Origin of the sequence: Halarsenatibacter silvermanii (genome assembly GCF_900103135.1) — a bacterium.
GTDB classification, from domain to species: domain Bacteria; phylum Bacillota; class Halanaerobiia; order Halanaerobiales; family Halarsenatibacteraceae; genus Halarsenatibacter; species Halarsenatibacter silvermanii.
This window is the reverse complement of the sequence record NZ_FNGO01000021.1, coordinates 24,452-42,405: the sequence shown is the minus strand read 5'-3', so window position 1 is coordinate 42,405 and position 17,954 is coordinate 24,452. Positions and strand designations below refer to the sequence as shown.

The window sequence follows — 17,954 nt, the reverse complement described above, 5'->3', positions numbered from 1 at the left end:
CCAGCTTATGGAACACTTGACATTTTGGGGTGTTTTGCAGTACCATGAAAGTAGGAGAGCTCCTTTCTTTTGGTGTTTTACTTCTTCTTTTTTCCTTGTTTTCATGTTATCAAAAAGGAGCTCTCCTTTTAATATTTTTGGAAGAATTTCTTCCGCAATCTTAAAATTTCTTTCCATGACTTAATAGGGATCATAACATTTTAGGCGAGTTTACTTTCCGAATACAGGTTCTAATAAATTGATTTCTATAATTCAAGTTTAATTCCTGCTTCTATAAAAAAAATAAAAAGCGCCGGCCTAAAAACCGGCACTTATGGTTAAATGAAAAAATATAAACCTAGATAAATTTCCTAACGTATATAAATCTACCACTAAGCTCCCTTCCGGTTAAATCTCAATTTTGACATATTTAAGTTATATTGACCAACTTATCCTTGCAGCTCCTGCAGATATTCTTATCCTAAATGTCGCAGAATATACATCCGGGTTCATATTTCTTCAAAATAACCGTTTCCTCATCAACATAAATCTCCAGGAAATCCTTCGCATCAATATCCATATTTTCTCTTACTTCCTTTGGAATCACAATTCTTCCCAGCTCGTCGACCTTTCTCACTATCCCTGTAATTTTCATTATATTCCTCCCCCTCTCATTTATTTAATTAAAAGCACTAATATATTCTACCATTTAATTACTAAAAAACAAATTAATAATTTATAGTACGTTTGCAAAATGTTTTAATTTATTAGATAATAATACTGAGAAAATAAAATTTATGAACAACATAAAACTTAAAGGGTGATCAATTCGTGCGGAAAGCATTAATTATTGGTATAAATGAATATCCCTCAAACCCTTTAAACGGCTGTGTAAATGATGCTTTAAGAATATCTCATTTGTTAGAAAAAAATGAAGATGATAGTCCCAATTTCGATGTAAAGAAGATAACAAAACCGAAGAGAGAAAATTTAAATTCCACAATAGTCAAAAAATCTATAAAATTGTTATTTAATCGTGGCGAACCTGAAATCGCACTATTTTATTTTTCCGGACATGGTAAAGAGGATCAAGTTGAAGGCAATAAAATTTGCCTTCCAAATAGTCATACATCAGAAATTGAAGAAATTAGTATGCAAAATATATATAATTATGCTGCACAATCATCAGCAAGAGAAAAAATCATAATTTTAGACTGCTGTTATTCAGGTGGTTTCGGAAGACATCCAATATTAGGCAATCAAACAGTATTAGACCGTGGTATTTCCATCATGTCAGCTTCAAGGGAAGATGAACCATCCTATGAAGTTTCAGGCAAAGGAATATTTTCTTCATTATTTTGTGACGCTTTAGAAGGGGGGGCAGCAGATGTAATTGGTGAAATTAAATTAGTAAATGTTTATGCTTATATTGATGAAGCATTAGGAGCTTGGGACCAAAGGCCTATATTTAAAACAAATGTATCAAGGTTTACTAAAATAAGACAAACAAAGCCATATATCCAGAAAGATATTTTGAGAAAACTTACAGATTATTTTTCTGATCCGGAGGAACTTTTTGATCTTGACCCTTCCTTTGAACCTGATGCCACCCCCAGTGATGAAAAAAACGAAAAAATTTTTAAGCATTTGCAAAAGTATCGAGATTGTAGACTTTTGGAACCTGTTGGTGCTGATCATATGTATTTTGCGGCAATAAATAATGAAAAATGCCGGCTAACTCCTTTAGGAAAACAATATTGGAGGTTAGTCGATAAAAATAAAATTTAATTCAAGAGGAGGATTAATTACAATGGCTTATTATAATTTGTTTATAAGTCATTCATGGTCATATGAAGATTCTTATGAAGGCTTAATTGAACTGTTAGATGAAAAAGAATATTTCACTTATAGGGATTATTCTGTTCCTAAAGACGATCCGGTTCATACCAGTGGAACTGACGAGGAATTATATGAAGCCATCAAAAATAAAATTGAATTATGTAATGTTGTATTGGTCTTAGCAGGTGTTTATTCAACTTACAGCAAATGGATAAACAAAGAAATAGAAATTGCAAAAGAAGAATTTGAGGATCCCAAACCTATTGTAGGTATAAGACCTTGGGCAGCAGAAAGAATATCTGATAAAGTTCAAGAAAATTCTGATGAAATTGTTGGATGGAATTCTGATTCTATAGTTTCAGCAATTAGAAATTTAACATAAATATAAAATGCGGACATTTGTCCTCCTCTAAGGTTAATATGATATTATTACCTCTCAGATGTCCAGCAACTTAGGAGGAGAACAAATGTTCTAAATATAAATTGTGTTTTCATTTTATAGATATAATGTATCTGAGCCTTCAAGACAGATTTCAGATATGATTTAAGATGTTTTTCCTGCACTCAGATATTTATCCCTCTCACATATAAATCAATAAGACAGGCCAGAGAGAATTTCTTTACAGCCATTTATCTTAGATGCGGCAAGTTAGAGTTCGACCTGCCAGAAGTATAATCTAAATAATTTCCTTCCTCCACTTAATTGAAGAATAATCATTTTGGTATTATTTTTGTCAAGGTCGGGCGTAGCCCTTGCACTTCAGCCTTTACAAAAATTCTAAAAATGAATTAAAGTGGTCAGAGGTAGATGATCTATTTATCCCCACTAAATAGCGAAAAAACAACTTTATTTTATTACTTCCTTATAACAAAGTTCATGCATTTTGATCTGATTTGATCTTTATTTTTCTTTTATTTGCGAGTTTATATTTAACCGACAGCATGATCTCTCATACTATCGGCTAATTCCCGCCTTTTTCTCCGCCTCAATTATCTTTTTTTCAAAATCCCACTTCTGTTTAATATCCTCAGTCAACTCTTCAATCTCTTCTGCACTCTGCACATACTTTTTTAATCCACTGTAATCAATATCAAAACTTTTCTGCGTCTTAATTACATCGAAAAAGGCCGCCCCGTCGCTGCGCCCCAGCCGGATCCGGTACCCGTTACTTAGCTCCCGTACGAAAAGAGGACGCTTAAAAAAGCGCTCGTCCAGGCTTACTCATTTTTCCAGCCGATTAATTTCGTCCAGCACTACATCCTCATAATCCCCGGTTTCCTCGCTGATTTCGTGCATTTTTTCCAACAGCTCTCTTAAAAAATCCGGCACATCAATTTCGTAACTTTCCAGAACAGCCTCGACCAATTTTATAATCGCCGTAAAGACTAACTGGTGCTTAGTTCCCGCCACAAACTGGCTCACTAAATAACCCAGAATAAAAACCACGATCGGCATAGCAACCTGCCCTAAAAGAAGTTCTCCCATTTTAATCCACCCCTATTTTAATTTTTCGACCAGTAAATCTGCCAGCTTATAAATAGCGTCGTCCACGCTTATCTCGCCCTCTTTTATAATTAACTCGCCTCCCCGGCCCGCCACGCTCCGGAGCCGGTTAAACCAGCCGTGAATAAAGACGCGCTGGCTCCCGTTATTTTTAACTATCTCTAAATATCTATAGCCCCTTAAAATTTCCACCGTGTAAAGCAAATTATCCCTGCGGTTAATCTGATTAATATGCTCTAAAGTAATTGGCCCGATCGCCCCGTCAACGGTTATCTGTCCCTCGCTTAAAAGGTTATGCGCCCGCTGTAAAATCCGGCCGGCGGTCCCTACTCCCATATTAACCCCGGTATCCATAAGAAGTAATCTAAGCCTGCCGTCCTCGATCTCGTCCAGCCGCATACGATCCCAGTAATTTTGCCGGTATATATCCTTTGCCGTATCCAGCGGGAGTTCTTTCATATCACCCTCGTATCCGGCCCCCCGGGCCACCCTCTCGGTTATCCCGTACCTTGTGGCGCCGCCGGTATCGTTCGGGTGGTCGGAAAACCCACCCTCATGTTTTAATACGATTTCTATCGCCTCGTTGAATTTCATTATAAAACCCCCGTGTAAAATAGGGCCGCTGCGATTGCTGAAATTATCGCCACCGCCCAGGCTATTTTTTCCCGCTGTCTTAACCCGCCTTCTTCCCGGTCGCAAATAGCGTTGATTCTGGCCTGGTTTTTGGCGGTTTTCCTTTCCAGGTTTTTAATTTGCACCCGGCCCTCCTCTACCCTGTCCCGCATATTGTTATATTTTTTCATCTCTAAATGTAACTCGGCGATCTGTGCTGACATATTTTTATTAAATTCGTTTACTTCTTTTGATAAATCGGTGAGCATATTAAATAATTTTTCGTTGCTCATAAACCCATCTTCCTTCTTACTATCCCCCATTTTTCTACCCCCCTCTGTCACCTAAAATACGGGCCAAAAGTTCATCATCATCCAGTATTATATCCCCACAGCTTACCTTAGTTTTTTGATTGATAACATCATGCTCTATACTTTTGAGAGGGAGATATATCCCGTCAAGCCCGCTTTCTTCTATATATATTTTAACCTTCTCTTTGAACGATAAGCCTACCGCTAATCTAACTACTCCCTCGACATTAATTCTCTCGTCCTTCCAGCGTTCCAATATTTTTTCCGCCACCCTACGGCATACTTCATTCCCGCCGTTTTCTATTTCAACAACACGCTCGATTATTAAATCTGCGGATAAACCCGGGACCGCGGCCGTACCTTCTCCCTCCGGCGATTTTACAATAACTCGGTTAGCGCGGGGCGGTATTATCGTGACCTCGGGTGGTTCTAAAAACTGCAATAAATAACCGTCTACCGCCCGGAAGAAATCTATCCCCTCAAAACAAGGATATCCTTCATTATGCTGGGGGCTTATATTCCAGATATCATCGAAGTCCCACCCTATATAAGTTGTATTCCAATTTGGTGGGTGAGTCATTGACGCCGTATCCCGGGGCTGACCTAATTTTTCGCCGGCAAATTCTTCGTCGGGTAGGATTTCATTATTGTAATAGCAATCATTGGCAAATTCTCTTATTTCATCATTTTCCCCTATCTCTTTTCCGGTAGGGGCGAACTTAGAATTTAAGTTTGAACAATCTTTTAAATCCATCACGACCGCTGAATAACAATTGTTATAAATTATAGGTCCGGCGTTCCAATATCCCCATGAAATCCCCCCGTTAAACCCTCCGACAACACTCGCAGAGAATTCCTCGTTGTGGTTTTCTGTAATTTTGCCGACAGCAGCGCAATCGGTAAATTCTATTTCGCTCCCTTCCGCCCACGCGTGCGCCGCCGAAAAAACTCCTATATACCGTCCCAACCAATCGCGAGTATATACAATTTCGATATCGACTTTGGATATACACCGTTCAAACCGCGCCGTTGAACCTTCCCCAAAAGTTTCAACCAAGCCAAACCCGGCTGTAGCGTGGAAGGCAAAAATATATCCTTCGGCCGAGCAATCTTCTGCCTTGAAGGAGGCGTTATCATAAACCTCTGTCCAGCCTATAAACGCCCCAAACCGATCCAGATAGTCATAGTAAGCCACGCCGTTATCAACAAAATTGCATTTTATATGACATTTTTTAAAAATTATCTCGGAATTGTCCTCCAAGAGCACCTCACTCGCGAGTCCAGCCTGAAATGCATAACTTTCCCCCTCAAAAATAAGTTCGACATCTGCGCGCAAATTTTTTATTAAAACTTTTTCATCGTTTTTGAGTCTAATATATCCGAAAATTGAACCAACATCATTTGAGGTATCAGTTATAACTATATTCTTAAGGCTGTAACCGTTCCCGTCAAAACTACTGCTAAAGAAATCCGTACTCCAATCATTGCCGATCGGGGTGTGATCTTTGCCACTAAAATCAATATCATCTATTAATTCAAAGTAATTGCCGTGCAAATGGTTTTCCATGTTTTCAAACTGCTCTCTGGTTTCGATAAGATAAGGATTTTCTTTTGATCCATCGCCGCCGGCAAAACTCATATTATCACTCCTCCCCCAGCACGAATACAAAGGGGTTATTTTCGTCGGTTATTATCTGTTCCTCCTTGTATAAGTGCGCGTCCCAGACATTATCAACATAAAAGTTAATCCCGAAGTTGCGGCGCATATTCTCCAAAACCTGTACCGGCGTCCTGCCCTCGGCTTTTATAGGGGCCTCTATCCCGGTTTGAGTATTGACATTTTCCGCCGTCAAGGGCCGGCAATACTTCGTTATTATTTCCCGGGCGATTATACCGATATCATCCTCGGCGAAATCCTCCCGTATTATTCTCTCGGAAAGAATCCCGTCGGCCAAAAAGACCTCAACATCGACAAATTTATCGCTGTCCTCGATATCCCTTACAACCCCCCGAAAATATTTTGCCTCGCCGGCTGAATCCTGCACAATTAAAAGAACTTCATCGTTCCAGCTAAAATTATCCAATATATTTTTGATAAAAGAGGCGTCTAAAATAACCTGGCGGCTCCGGGCCACTTCCGCCTCGATCAAAAGCGGAACCCCGATAGACACAACGAGTACATCCGCGCGCGATTGGCTTAAAGCTATGGGAGGTATAATCAAAACCCCGTCCCCGAGAAGTTCGCTTAATTTATATACGCGGGCGCTGCTTTTTATAACCCCGGCCTTTATCTTCACACTCGAAGTGGTTTTTATATCGGCCCCGTGCATTCGGGCAAAACTTAGATTCATAAGAAAAGGCTCAAGCCTCACAGTACCCTCCACGGCGGCCGCGTAAACCAGAGAGGTACTCTCGGCTAACTCGCCCCCTAAAACCTGCCACAGGGCTATATTGGCCTCCCAGGACCCCGATACGGTTCTTATTACTTCCGCCTGCACGCCATACTTTTGGAAATCCCCTAAAATCTGCACCCGCCCGGGGGCCTCGACGCTCAGCATGCCGGCGCCCTCTAACTCTAAATAATCTAATATTTCAAGGAATAAATCCTCGCCTTCCTGCGAGAAATTATCTGCCCCGTGATAACCGAAGTGCATTTTACTGGCCCCGTTTACGACCCTTTCGGCCAGACCGGCGATGCCGCTGGAATCGTTATTCATAATAAGGGTGGTATCGCCGGCAAGTGAGGTTACTCTGTGGGTTCTCATCTCCGGCCCTAAATTAAAAGAGCCGGACTCCCAGCCTAAAGACTGCATGATCGGATGGGTGTTATCAACGACGGTGAAACTTGATACATAGGTCGAGCTGGAACCGTCGCTAATATCGAGTGCGTTCCTGCTTACCCCCCGACAGAAAGAAATAACATGACATTCAAGCCCCGTTATAATACTTTCGCTGGTATGGCTGCTCACAAAATCATAATCGGGCGCGCCTATAACTACCAGATCGGTATCGGAAAAATCGTATCCGGAAAAACCATCGTCGTCTATAATGTCCACCGTCAGACCGATTTCCTCCAGAAGATCAATAACCGCCTGGTCATAGGCGGTCGTTGTCCCCTTTCTTCGATTAAATACTACTGACATTTAAACCACATCCTCACTTTAGCTTAGCGCCTCGACGGCCAAAATACCGTTTTCATGCCATTGTATTTCGAAGTTACCGTCCGAAGTGGATTTTTCCCCGTCAAAATCCTGTATTCCCAATAATTTTTTATCGGTATCCTCAGCCGGGGTCGCGTCGTATATTACTGCATAATGGGCGGTTATATTAGAATTGGGCCAGATTATATTATCCCCGTCTAAAACGACAGCGTTGCCCTCTACATCGAAACTTTTATTTGCCAGCTCCTGCCCGCCTTCTTCGTAGGGCGGATTTTCCGCCGCGCTTATCTCGTGTTCTGATATATCGTCCCAGTTATCGTCGATATTCTGATTAAAAACAAAACTTTCTTCCATAAGAGCCACCTTAATAACCGTGGCTCCGTCTACCGGATCCGATAAATTTCCCCGGTAAGCGTTATAATTTGCCCTCGTATATTTCCTCGCTGTAACTGCCATTTGTTTTCCCCCTTAATAGTTAAGCAATCTAATATCCATCCGGCCGATCCGGCCGTTACTGCTCTCCACAAGTTTTAACCTATTCGCCGGGTAAGGTATCCCGTTTATCAGTAAGAGATAAACATCGTCGGTATCGCCCAGATTAAGAAAAGATCTGTACCGGGCCGGCGGGCTGTAACCAAAATCAGAATTATAAGCAATAGCGTCCCAGTAATAAAAAGCGAACGAATCCCAGTCGACACTTCCCGGCACCGTATATCTGACCTTCGTATCCCCCGCGACGCCTCCGCTGGGGAAACTTTCCCAGACGTCACCGTTCCAGTACTCGAAATTTCCCCGATCAGCGCTCCGGGTAGAATCGGCCATGAAGGTAGTAATATTAAAATCCGAGCGCCTTCCCACCCGGATCCGTGCGTGATAATTCCCCGGGCAGTCGAATAATCTTTCTTTTAGTTCAAACTCGAAGTGGTTCGGCCCTTCTTCAAAATCGGCCCCGTTCTCGGGATAGATTAATTCCGGTATCTCGATGGTATATTCCTTACCCCTTACCCACCAGTAACCGCCCTGACTGCCTTTTCTGGGATAGGTACCCGACGGCGCTAAAACGGTTTCAAGCCAGTTTCCAATATCACGGGTTTTATACTCCGTCTTTTTTTCCAGCGACAGCTTTTTAATGTTCTCAACCCTTATATGAGAGATCCGCCAGTCCGTAAACCAACTATCCCACCTTTTATCGTACACCCTTATCCAGCTTATATCCGCCTCGAGAATATCGCCGCTCGGTCGAAAAGAATTGCCGCTTTCGTGATAATATACTTTTGCGCTGGATCTGTACATTTCGGTACTAATACGATTGACGCTAAAGTTAAACTCGGGAAAACGATCTTCATCTAACCGGCCTGTCAGCTTTGGATTATCGCCCGACAATTCCACCTTACTGCTCCCCGCTTTCGCCCCTAAAGTCATGAAACTTATTCTCGATGAATCCTGCGAGAAAACTTCCCACGATTTAAAGTGTTCCCTGCTTAATCCGCCGGTATTAACTGAACGCGTGTCAACATATTCCCCCGGTTCATGATCGACCCACTCCTCGAAAAGATCATATTTATCCCAGTAATAATATCTCGTTACCATAGCGCTCCCTCCGTATTCCTATCGACGGGTGTAGGAGAAAGAGCCACAAATAAAACGCGGTGTATCCATATACCATAACCGGGAATAGCAGGCCGGCTGTCTATTATATCCCTCACCACAACCTGCCGAAATTTACGGTCGTCAACTATTAAATCGCCCGGCGCGTTTTCGTTCAATATATATTCGATCGATCTCTTTTCCGCCTGGCTGAACGAAACTATCTCGCAGTTAATTTCTGTAGCCTCGCTGCCCTTATTGATCACCCGGCTGGAATCGGTATAAGGAATGTGCCTTACCTCTTTTTTTCGCCGGTAAGTTATACTTAAACTCCCCCGGACGATTTTCATATCCATGTTTTTGTATATCATCTAAAGGCACCCCCATACCCTCTTTCTTTTAGCTTTCTCATCAGATCATTATTCGCACTTTTAGCAGTCGCCTCGTCCGGCACGATATACTGCACATCCATATTGATAACCTGGCTTATATCATCGCCCACGGCCGGACCCGTATTAAGCCCGCTTAAATCCGCCGCGGGTAAAACTCCTCCCGCCATTATTTTGGCCGCCGGCTCAATATCGCCGAGAGTTTTTTCGATACTGCCTTCTAAAGACCGGGCCACCGGCTTGATACCACTTAAACCTTCTTCTAACCCCTCGACTATATTCTGGCCGTACCCTTCAAAAACCCGGCTGGGAGAGTTGATTCCCACCGCCCCGGCGAAGGCGTCTTTTATCCTGCCCGCTGCGTTTTTAGCGGCCCTTATAGGAGCCGTTGCCATATTTCTAAGACCTTCTGCCACGCCGCGCATTATATCACAGCCCCAGCCGACGGCTCTTTCTCGCAGATCGGAAAAATAATCGGATATATTATCGCCCAGACCTTCTATCGCCTCGATTACAGCGTAAACCCTTTCTAAAATTCCATCTCTAATATTGGTTATTAAATTAAAGCCCCATTCTTTTGCCTGCTCAAACAAATCAGCGAAGTATTGCCCGAAGGCCAGACCCATATCGACAAAAGCCTCCAGCGCGTAGTTTATTCGCGCCTGTACCCCCTCGGTGAAGTTTGAAATTAAATCGCGGCCCCACCTTAAAGAGTCCGCGATAAGCTCGGCAAAAAGCGAAATTAAATCCCGCCCGAACCTTTTAAACCCGTCCAGGGTTTCGCTTAAAAACTCCGGTATCTCGGAGAATTTATCGGCCCAGAAATCCACCGCGACAGCCACAGCCTCGACGGCAAATTTAACCGCGCTGATTATCTCCTCCCTAAAAATAATAAAGGCGGCCACTACCGCCATAATAACTCCTACCGGTCCTATAAGAACCCCTAAAGCCACCGCTAAAGCCTTTAAAGCCGCTATTAACCCCACTTTAATAACCGGTATAAGCCCTGTTTTTAAAAGCGCGGCCAGTCCGCTGAATTTAGCACCCAACCCTCCGAGGGCGACGGCCACAGCCGCCACTTTAGATCCTATTATCAAAAGCGGTCCTATTATAAGTCCCAGACCAGCGGCTAAAGCAAGGCCGGTAGTGACAACACCGCGCATGGCCGGTGATAAACTTTCAAACCCTTCCAGTACTTTCTGGATCACCGGCAGAAATTTATTGCCGACATCGACCATAATAACCGTTCCTAAAGCCTTAATTCTGTCAATTGTAGCGTTCAAAGTTTCCTGCTGTATTTCAAAAGCCTCGTTCATGGACCCGGTACTTTCGCGCATAGCGTCGGTTTTCTTGGCAAAATCGTCAGCCTGATCGCCCACCAGGGGCAAAATACCCGTAAGCGCTCGCACATTGCCGAACATACTCCCTAAAGCCTCGTTATTGCCGCCGGTCGATTCGTAAAGTTTTTGCAGACTTCCTACCAGCCCGTAGGTTTCAATCATCTGCTCCCCGGATTGGTATCCCAGATCACTCATAGCCTCCCGTAAATCGTCGGTCGGTTTCAGCATACCGTTCAAAATACCCCTAAGCTGGGTGGATACCTCATTCGCGTCCCCGGTTACACCGGTTAAAGTCGCCATAGCCCCGAAAAGTTCTTCTGTTTCCATTCCCAGGGTAGCGGCCATAGGAGCCACCCGTCCCATAGAATTGGCTAATTCTGGAAATGTTGTTTGCAATAGTTATTTACAGGCTCTTTATCCTGCAATCCCGGAATTTCTTCCGGGTATCGGACTATATCATCACCCTTTAAGGGCGTCGAGCGCTCATGCCGCTTTTGTCTTTCAAAAAAGATTACTCGCGGTAGTCTCTACACCTTCATAATGTCACCATTATGCTTGGCTCGGTATTGCCGTATTTGTGATTTCACAAAATTAGGGTTTACCGAATTCACTCGATATTTTATGCCGCAGATTGCTCTGCGACCGGGCCATTTTCATAACCCAATCTTACCGTCTGGAAGGCTAAGTCCGCGACATCTTCCACCGCCTCGGCAGAGGTATCGCCGTACGCTTTTGTTATAGCGGAAGTAAGGTTAATCGAATCCGTGGTTGTAGCCATACCCGCCGCCGCGGCTTTAGCATTTGTTTCCAAAATAGCGGCCGAATCCGCGCTTTCACCAAAAGCTGAGATAACTTGATACAGACCGCCGGATAAATCATCCAGGCTTTTGCCGGTAGCGATCGACATATCCTTTACATTTTCCTCTAACTCCTTAATCCGACCTTCCGATTCCGGCCCTAAAAGCGTATGGACCTCAGCCATTTTTTCTTCGAAATCCCCGGCGACTTTAGTCGTAGCCCCTATTACAGCCACCGCGGCTCCTGTTATGGCAAGCCCCCAGTTGCGCATTTTTCTTCTGTTGGCCTCGGCCGCGTTCGAAAGACCGTTCATGTCCCGCTTGCTCTCGTCCATTTTACTCCGGAAATTTCTATTATTGGCCTTAATCATGTATAAAAGCGATCCTAAATTTCTAATTTTTTTCTACCCCCTTCCGCGCCCTATCTGGCTGGTAAACTCCTCTAATTTCCTTTTGATTTCCTCCGGATCGTCCGGCCCGGCCTTTTCATCGGGCGCTCCCGGGGAGTCCGACAGTTCTTTTATTTCTTTAATTATTTCTTCGATATATTTTTCGATAGTTCTGTCGTCTTTTTTAGTTTGACCTACCATACCGGCCGCTAACTGGTTATAATAATCCATGTATCGCCGGCATTCTTCTCGGCGCATTTCTTCAAATATATACTCAAGCTCGTCCGGGTAGACATCTTCTAAAACTTCCTTTTTGCTCATGCCGGTAAACTTTACTAATTTCCATACCAGCCCGTCAAAACTATCCTCACCGTTTAGCTTAGGCCCTCGATTTTCGCCCCGCCCAGCAGGTTTTTTGCTTTTGCCGCCAACCCTTTTAAATTATTAACTTCCAGGGCCACTTCGACGATATCCACGGCCTCATCCAGCCCTATATTTTCGCTGACAAACTCCTCATCCTCGTCTAGGATAACCGCCACTACCTCGGCAAGCTGATCCACGCCGTAGCCGAAAAGCTCCGGAAATATATCGAGCATATCCACGATTGACATATTTTCTAAATATTCGTTGGTATCCTCGATCCCTCTCTCCTCCAATACCTGCGGCACCAGACCTAAAAGTTCCGCGAAGGCACCGGTAAGTTTTTTGTACTTACCCAGTCCGGCTTTTTTGATTATATACTTTTTTTCTACGACCTCATCGCCCTCGATTATATCCACCTTTACTTTTTTAATTCTGCCTATACTTTTTGCCAAAATAAAAACCTCCTAAATTTTTGTAAAAAAAGCCCCCGAAAGGGGGCCTTTTTTCCGGTTATACTTTCATCGCCGTAAGACCAGAACGGATATTTTTCCACGCCATTAATTGTTTCGGATACCTCGGCGGGCAGCGCCACAAACTGCACATTCGCAACCCTTTGGCCCGACCGGGAATAAGCGAAATTTAAAGGTCCCGGCACCGGGTAGCAGTTATGCACTACTAGATCGCCGGACTTATCAACCGTATCCTTCTCGGCGTTAATCTTAGGTCTTATTATCAGCTTATCCGAGTGATCGCTAAGACGGGTTCCGACCGCTTTCGTAACTACCAGTCTTTTTTCGCCCTCGGTCCCTTCGACCACATCGGCCCAGGGTATTAATTGACTTAAAGATTCTACATCGGTATAAAAGATCGGTACCGTCACGGAGATAGTATCGTCCTCGACTATTTCATCGAATCGTCCATCTTCCTCTGTTGCGATTTCAAAAGTTTCCACTTCGTAAGAAAACTCGGTTTCGCCGGTGGTTCGACCTAAATAAACAGGTTCGCCACCTTCCTCGCCAAAATAAGTTAACCCCGGTCCTACATTAATATTTCCAGGTTTTAAAGCCTCCATTTATTATCACTCCTTTTTAATAAAAAAACTTACAGAAAGGCTGCTGTAATGCTCCCCCGGAGCCTGCGCGTCAAAAAGCGGTCCCAGAGGTTCCTCCACAGCCCAATCGTAAACTTCGTAGCCGGTGATATCCGGCTTAACATCGTCGAGTATTTCTGTTAAGCGCGCCGTAACCTTCCCCATCAACTCTACATTCGCATTGCCGTCAGCATAATTAGGGCAGTAATGATTCACCCGGAAAGTGCCGTTGTGTGTCTTAAAATCCGCGTCGCGAGGGTTTGATAATACATGACAGGTAAAACAGTTTTTCCCGTCCCAGCTTTCCGGCCTTCTCGGCCCTTTAACCACCCTGACCTCCCCCAGTAAATTTTCGAGTTCCTCGTCGGTCAGTAAAATATGCTGTACCGCCGACAAAATCAAATTATAATCCATGACAAAACCTCCTATATAAGCGGGAATCTCTCCCCGGCGAGGGCGGGTTTAATCTCCTAAAAACTGCTCGAATAAGCCTTTGTCCTCCAGCTTATCGACATGCATGAACTCGCTGAAATATTTTTCTATAAGCGGTGCGAACCGATCTAAAGCCCCCTGTAAAACCCAGTACCCGGACTTTAACTCTACATGGATTGCGTATTCCATACCGGCGCTTACTACCCCGATATAATCGTCCCCGTCGACTTCAATAACGGGTTTGGCTCTTAAACGCGATATGGCCCGGGAAACATTCGTCCCGCTTTTTATTTCGCCGATTTGTTTTATATTGCAGCCCAGGCTATTTCGCAGATTGGAAGTCCTATCAGTCCAGGGGCCGTGCTTTTTAGCATAGTTAACTATCTCTCTGACAATATACTCCAGCGCCTTTTCTAAAGCCTTCTCCTCCGATTTGACCGCCCGATCAAAAATTTCTAACTGTCTTTCCATATCTTCAAAGTAAGCGTCAATTTCCACATCTATCCCTCACCTTCACCGCTTTAATCGCCTTGCGTTCAACGGTTTCATACCCGTTTATTATCCCCTCGATTTCTATAACGATAGGGTTACTGCACTCCGGGACCTTAAAGCCAGCGGCAAATTTTAGATCGTCGCCGGCCGTGAGTTTTCTTTCCTCCAAAATAGTGCCATGCCCGTCGTATACTTTCAGCGTGACATTTTCCGGAATAACCAGCTCCTCCCCGTCAAGTTCATAAAAAGCTGTGTTGATATAAACCGTGTTGCCCTCTATAACCGTTTTCATTATCTCACCTCAACTTCCACAATTCTCTCGAATATATCCAGCCCGGTTTTGCGCTCGAATAGATCTGTAACGACGGGGCGCTCGGTTATTTCCAGCCCGGTTTTGCGCTCGTAAACTTCCATATCCAGGCCGCGCTCTTTAACCGTCAGTTCAATTCTTACCGGTAGGAAGGGAGCCGTTAATATACCTTCCAGAATAATTTTAACCGGCTGGCCTGTTTCCAGACTTTCACCGGCGGCCAAAATATCTTTGATATCCAGACCGCTAACCTTAACCACTTCTAAATTATCGATCATGAAGTAAAAGGCGTCTAAATTAACCTTTATCCCCGTTTTACTGGCAATATTTTCATGCCAGCCCAGGATATCGGCAATTTCCGGCCCGATTGATACACCGGCTTTAAGCCCCTCCCGTACGCGCCTTATATCGTCCACTGAGGCTTTTTGAACTCCTTTAGATATAAGAAGACTACACTTCATTGATTTGCGGTCGATACAGGCGATCCTCGCGGGCCAATTTATGCTCAAACCCTCGAAAAGACCAATATCGCTTTCCATACCAGCTTTTTGGCCCATTTTTACCTTTAAAAGCTCAGCTATAGCCGTTCTTATAAAATCTTCAAGGCTGATAGATATATTCTGCCCGACATTTAAACTTACGCCCGCGCTTTTCCTGTCATTAAATACTAAAAGCCCCGGGCTTTTAACTTCTAAACTATCGCCCGCGGTCATGATATCGGATCTATTAACTTTTATCCCGGACCCTATTATAATTTCTTCCAATAGAGAACTGGTTATAATGTCGGATAGAAAAACCCGGTTTAAACCGCGCACCGATATATTTTCTCCAAAAGCGGCCGTATCTTTTAAGCCCGGTTTTAGTACCGGCCCGGCACCCATTAATTCGAACATAGACATTCTGGCGGCCGGCCTTACTAAAAAGGCCCCGGCTATTTCTAATCTTTCTGCCAATAATGTCCTGTCCGCTATTCCACCTTCGAAGGCGGCCTCGATGAACAGATCTTCCAAAATCGCCCTCATAAAAATATCTGTTATATCCGCGCCGGTTAATCCTTCGGCCATAATTTTCTCTTTAAAAGCGGCCGTATCGTTCGCGCCAACTTTAAGAGCAGACCCCGCGGTTATTAAATCAAACGCTGATACTTTTGAAATCGAGTTTATGGCCGCAGGCCCGCTGACCTTTATTCCCTCGTTCGCTTTTCTTTTGTCTGCCAAACCAACTTTTAAATCAAAACTTACCGGGCGTCTTTCCACAGCACCCGCGAAATCCTTTGAACTTACACCGGATAAGCTGTCTATCAAAATTTTATCTTTTAAAGCCGACAAATCTTTTAAGGCCGCCGCTGTTATATCTTCAATATTAATTATCTCGGATAATTTGAAATCATCCCGCTGGAATACCACCGCGGAACCCAAAACCTTCAACCCTTCCCCGGCGGATTTCGTATCCACTATATTTATATTAGATTTTACTTCCACTAAAAGCGATTCCGATAGAGCGCTGGATATAAATTCGTGTAAATCTATACTGTGGGAATTTCCCACGCTTAAAATATCCACTTCTCCGGCTTTATCCTTCAAACCGGCCGACCCGGGCGCTTTAATTAAACTTTCTTCGCCCATATCCTTCCTGTCGGTTATATTTAACCCGGTTTTCAAACCGACGGTTAAAGCGTCCGCCGTATATCGCGTTGAGCTTACCAGTACCCCGGCCCCGTGCGAAACTTCGACGATAACGGCCGATGATTTTGCCGATTTGACCTCGATATCGCCCAAAACGCTTATATTTAACCCTTCAAAAGTTAAAAGGGCCTCATGTAAATCTGCCCGACCGGGTGATCTAATCTTAACCGGCTCTTTCATACCCACCTGTGTTATTTTTATTACTTCCTGGGAGCCGCCGACATTCAAAACCTCTCGCGAAGTTAACTTAACAAACTTATCTATTCCAACCCCGGCTGTAACTTCCAACACCTCGCCGGCTGATAATATATCGGAAAGTCCGCTGGCCGCAGATCCTTTTATCAAAACTCGCGAACTCATACCCGCCCGGCTTAGCTCTGCCGTTTTTATTAAGCCTTCTATCTCGACGATTTCTTTCCCGGATAATATACCGGAAAGATCCGCCCGGGCTGTCTGGTTTATAAAAAGCTCGTCCGTTACTTTTAAATTTTCCTCTCGCGATACCTTAACGCTGCCCCCAACAAATAAAATTTCTTCCATTGTAGCCAATACGATATTATCATCGAAAACAACCCGCCCGTTCGCTCCAGAACGTAAAACTTCCAGCGCACTTTTATAAGTTGGCGAAGATACATCACCGGAAAGACCGATATTCAAAATTTCTCGCAAAGTTAACTTAACAAACTTATCTATTTCAACCCCGGCTGTAACTTCCAGTATTTCACCGGCTGATAATATATCAGCAAGATCTACCTGGGCTGCCTGGATTATAAAAAGGCCGTCCGTTACTTTTAAACTTTCCGCCTGCAATACTTTCATGCCGCCCCCGACGGATAAAAACTCCTCATAATTCTCGCCTTCGGTTTCGGTTACTGTAATTTTCGATATATTAGATCTGTTATTATCGCGCTTTATTCGGTATTCGTAACTTTTTTCTCCTACATTTTCATCTACGAACTCGATTTCAGCGGTTAAACCTATTATTTCCCATTCGCCGCCTTCGACCCGACGCCAGACCGCATAATTAGACACCGCCTTTTCTTCGAGGTCAATATATAATCGGGCGCCGGCGAATAATACGCTGCTGTAATGCGCGTCGTCTATAAATTCGATTGAACCAACAGCGCCTGCCAAAATAAATTCGCCAATTTTGTATTCTTCCGCAACTTTTATATCCGCGGTATTGCCGACAGTAAGTTTTTCCGTATAATTTTCTGGAGCTTTTTGAAAAAGATCTTCAATCTCTATATACGAACCAGCGCCGACTGATAGTTCTTCTGTATAATGTTCCGGGGCCGCCTCAAAATCATCTTCTAAGCTCGCCTCGTTAACGCTTGATATGTCGAGTATTTCCTCGAAATGTTCCGGCGGCACTTCGCCCGCCTCATAATGTATCTCGACAAAAGCGCTCGTACGGCCATGATCGGACTCCGCCTCAAGCGTATAACCCCCGGCTGACACGCCGGTTAATTCATCCGTTCCCGATATATCATCGTCGCCCTCCGCCCAGATTTCCCCATCGTTTTCGTGGGTTAAAAAAGCCCTGGCAGAGTTGCCCCCGGGACCATCCTCGAACTCATAATTTATCGTCAGATCGCCGGGTCCGGGTAAATCAAAATTTTCTGTTTGAGTACCTACCCCGCTTATATCTATTAATGCAACCAGTTCTGCCAT

General features: G+C 44.0%; 20 protein-coding genes. 2 read left to right on the top strand and 18 right to left on the bottom strand.

Annotated features, from left to right (window positions below):
• Positions 1-460: 460 nt before the first annotated feature.
• Entirely contained in the window at positions 461-634 is a 174-nt protein-coding gene (locus tag BLT15_RS10320) for an AbrB/MazE/SpoVT family DNA-binding domain-containing protein (RefSeq protein WP_089761405.1), read from the bottom strand.
• A 176-nt stretch (positions 635-810) separates the two neighbouring features.
• Here BLT15_RS10320 and BLT15_RS10315 point away from each other — a divergent pair, with 176 nt between their 5' ends.
• Entirely contained in the window at positions 811-1,767 is a 957-nt protein-coding gene (locus BLT15_RS10315) for a caspase family protein (protein WP_089761403.1), read from the top strand.
• Between the two features lie 22 nt (positions 1,768-1,789).
• Positions 1,790-2,200: a TIR domain-containing protein gene (locus BLT15_RS10310; RefSeq protein ID WP_089761400.1), complete on the top strand. Its 411-nt coding sequence runs from the start codon at positions 1,790-1,792 to the stop codon at positions 2,198-2,200.
• Positions 2,201-3,040: 840 nt separating this feature from the next.
• Here BLT15_RS10310 and BLT15_RS10305 read toward each other — a convergent pair.
• From BLT15_RS10305 to BLT15_RS10225, 17 genes are all read right to left on the bottom strand, one after another.
• Positions 3,041-3,304 (bottom strand): hypothetical protein, encoded by a 264-nt coding sequence (locus BLT15_RS10305; RefSeq protein WP_089761398.1) that lies wholly within the window; start codon positions 3,302-3,304, stop codon positions 3,041-3,043.
• A 12-nt stretch (positions 3,305-3,316) separates the two neighbouring features.
• Positions 3,317-3,916 carry a glycoside hydrolase family 108 protein gene (locus BLT15_RS10300; RefSeq protein WP_089761395.1) on the bottom strand — a complete coding sequence of 200 codons (600 nt, stop codon included), beginning with the start codon at positions 3,914-3,916 and terminating at the stop codon, positions 3,317-3,319.
• The gene (locus tag BLT15_RS10295; RefSeq protein ID WP_089761393.1) at positions 3,916-4,257 is read right to left on the bottom strand and encodes a hypothetical protein; all 342 of its coding nucleotides are present in this window, start codon (positions 4,255-4,257) and stop codon (positions 3,916-3,918) included. Before BLT15_RS10295 ends, BLT15_RS10300 begins: the two co-directional genes overlap by 1 nt.
• 4 nt (positions 4,258-4,261) lie before the next feature.
• Positions 4,262-5,884 carry a hypothetical protein gene (locus BLT15_RS10290; protein WP_089761391.1) on the bottom strand — a complete coding sequence of 541 codons (1,623 nt, stop codon included), beginning with the start codon at positions 5,882-5,884 and terminating at the stop codon, positions 4,262-4,264.
• A gap of 4 nt (positions 5,885-5,888) precedes the next feature.
• Positions 5,889-7,388 carry a hypothetical protein gene (locus BLT15_RS10285; protein ID WP_089761389.1) on the bottom strand — a complete coding sequence of 500 codons (1,500 nt, stop codon included), beginning with the start codon at positions 7,386-7,388 and terminating at the stop codon, positions 5,889-5,891.
• Positions 7,389-7,406: 18 nt separating this feature from the next.
• Complete coding sequence (locus BLT15_RS10280) at positions 7,407-7,862, bottom strand: hypothetical protein (protein ID WP_089761387.1); 456 nt, start codon at positions 7,860-7,862, stop codon at positions 7,407-7,409.
• A 12-nt stretch (positions 7,863-7,874) separates the two neighbouring features.
• Entirely contained in the window at positions 7,875-8,996 is a 1,122-nt protein-coding gene (locus BLT15_RS10275; RefSeq protein WP_089761384.1) for a hypothetical protein, read from the bottom strand.
• Positions 8,990-9,364, bottom strand: coding sequence for a hypothetical protein (locus BLT15_RS10270; RefSeq protein ID WP_089761381.1), 375 nt, complete (start codon positions 9,362-9,364; stop codon positions 8,990-8,992). Before BLT15_RS10270 ends, BLT15_RS10275 begins: the two co-directional genes overlap by 7 nt.
• Positions 9,361-11,118: a phage tail tape measure protein gene (locus BLT15_RS10265; protein WP_089761379.1), complete on the bottom strand. Its 1,758-nt coding sequence runs from the start codon at positions 11,116-11,118 to the stop codon at positions 9,361-9,363. Before BLT15_RS10265 ends, BLT15_RS10270 begins: the two co-directional genes overlap by 4 nt.
• 223 nt (positions 11,119-11,341) lie before the next feature.
• Positions 11,342-11,854 (bottom strand): phage tail tape measure protein, encoded by a 513-nt coding sequence (locus BLT15_RS10260; protein WP_159429903.1) that lies wholly within the window; start codon positions 11,852-11,854, stop codon positions 11,342-11,344.
• 69 nt (positions 11,855-11,923) lie between these two features.
• Complete coding sequence (locus tag BLT15_RS10255) at positions 11,924-12,229, bottom strand: hypothetical protein (protein ID WP_089761375.1); 306 nt, start codon at positions 12,227-12,229, stop codon at positions 11,924-11,926.
• 53 nt (positions 12,230-12,282) lie between these two features.
• Positions 12,283-12,723 carry a hypothetical protein gene (locus BLT15_RS10250; RefSeq protein ID WP_089761373.1) on the bottom strand — a complete coding sequence of 147 codons (441 nt, stop codon included), beginning with the start codon at positions 12,721-12,723 and terminating at the stop codon, positions 12,283-12,285.
• The gene (locus tag BLT15_RS10245) at positions 12,708-13,343 is read right to left on the bottom strand and encodes a hypothetical protein (RefSeq protein ID WP_089761370.1); all 636 of its coding nucleotides are present in this window, start codon (positions 13,341-13,343) and stop codon (positions 12,708-12,710) included. Before BLT15_RS10245 ends, BLT15_RS10250 begins: the two co-directional genes overlap by 16 nt.
• Positions 13,344-13,349: 6 nt before the next feature.
• The gene (locus BLT15_RS10240) at positions 13,350-13,775 is read right to left on the bottom strand and encodes a hypothetical protein (protein ID WP_089761368.1); all 426 of its coding nucleotides are present in this window, start codon (positions 13,773-13,775) and stop codon (positions 13,350-13,352) included.
• A 48-nt stretch (positions 13,776-13,823) separates the two neighbouring features.
• Positions 13,824-14,291 (bottom strand): HK97 gp10 family phage protein, encoded by a 468-nt coding sequence (locus BLT15_RS10235; protein ID WP_089761366.1) that lies wholly within the window; start codon positions 14,289-14,291, stop codon positions 13,824-13,826.
• Positions 14,281-14,577, bottom strand: coding sequence for a hypothetical protein (locus tag BLT15_RS10230; RefSeq protein ID WP_089761364.1), 297 nt, complete (start codon positions 14,575-14,577; stop codon positions 14,281-14,283). The genes BLT15_RS10235 and BLT15_RS10230 overlap by 11 nt, the downstream gene beginning before the upstream one ends.
• The gene (locus BLT15_RS10225; RefSeq protein ID WP_089761361.1) at positions 14,577-17,954 is read right to left on the bottom strand and encodes a hypothetical protein; all 3,378 of its coding nucleotides are present in this window, start codon (positions 17,952-17,954) and stop codon (positions 14,577-14,579) included. Before BLT15_RS10225 ends, BLT15_RS10230 begins: the two co-directional genes overlap by 1 nt.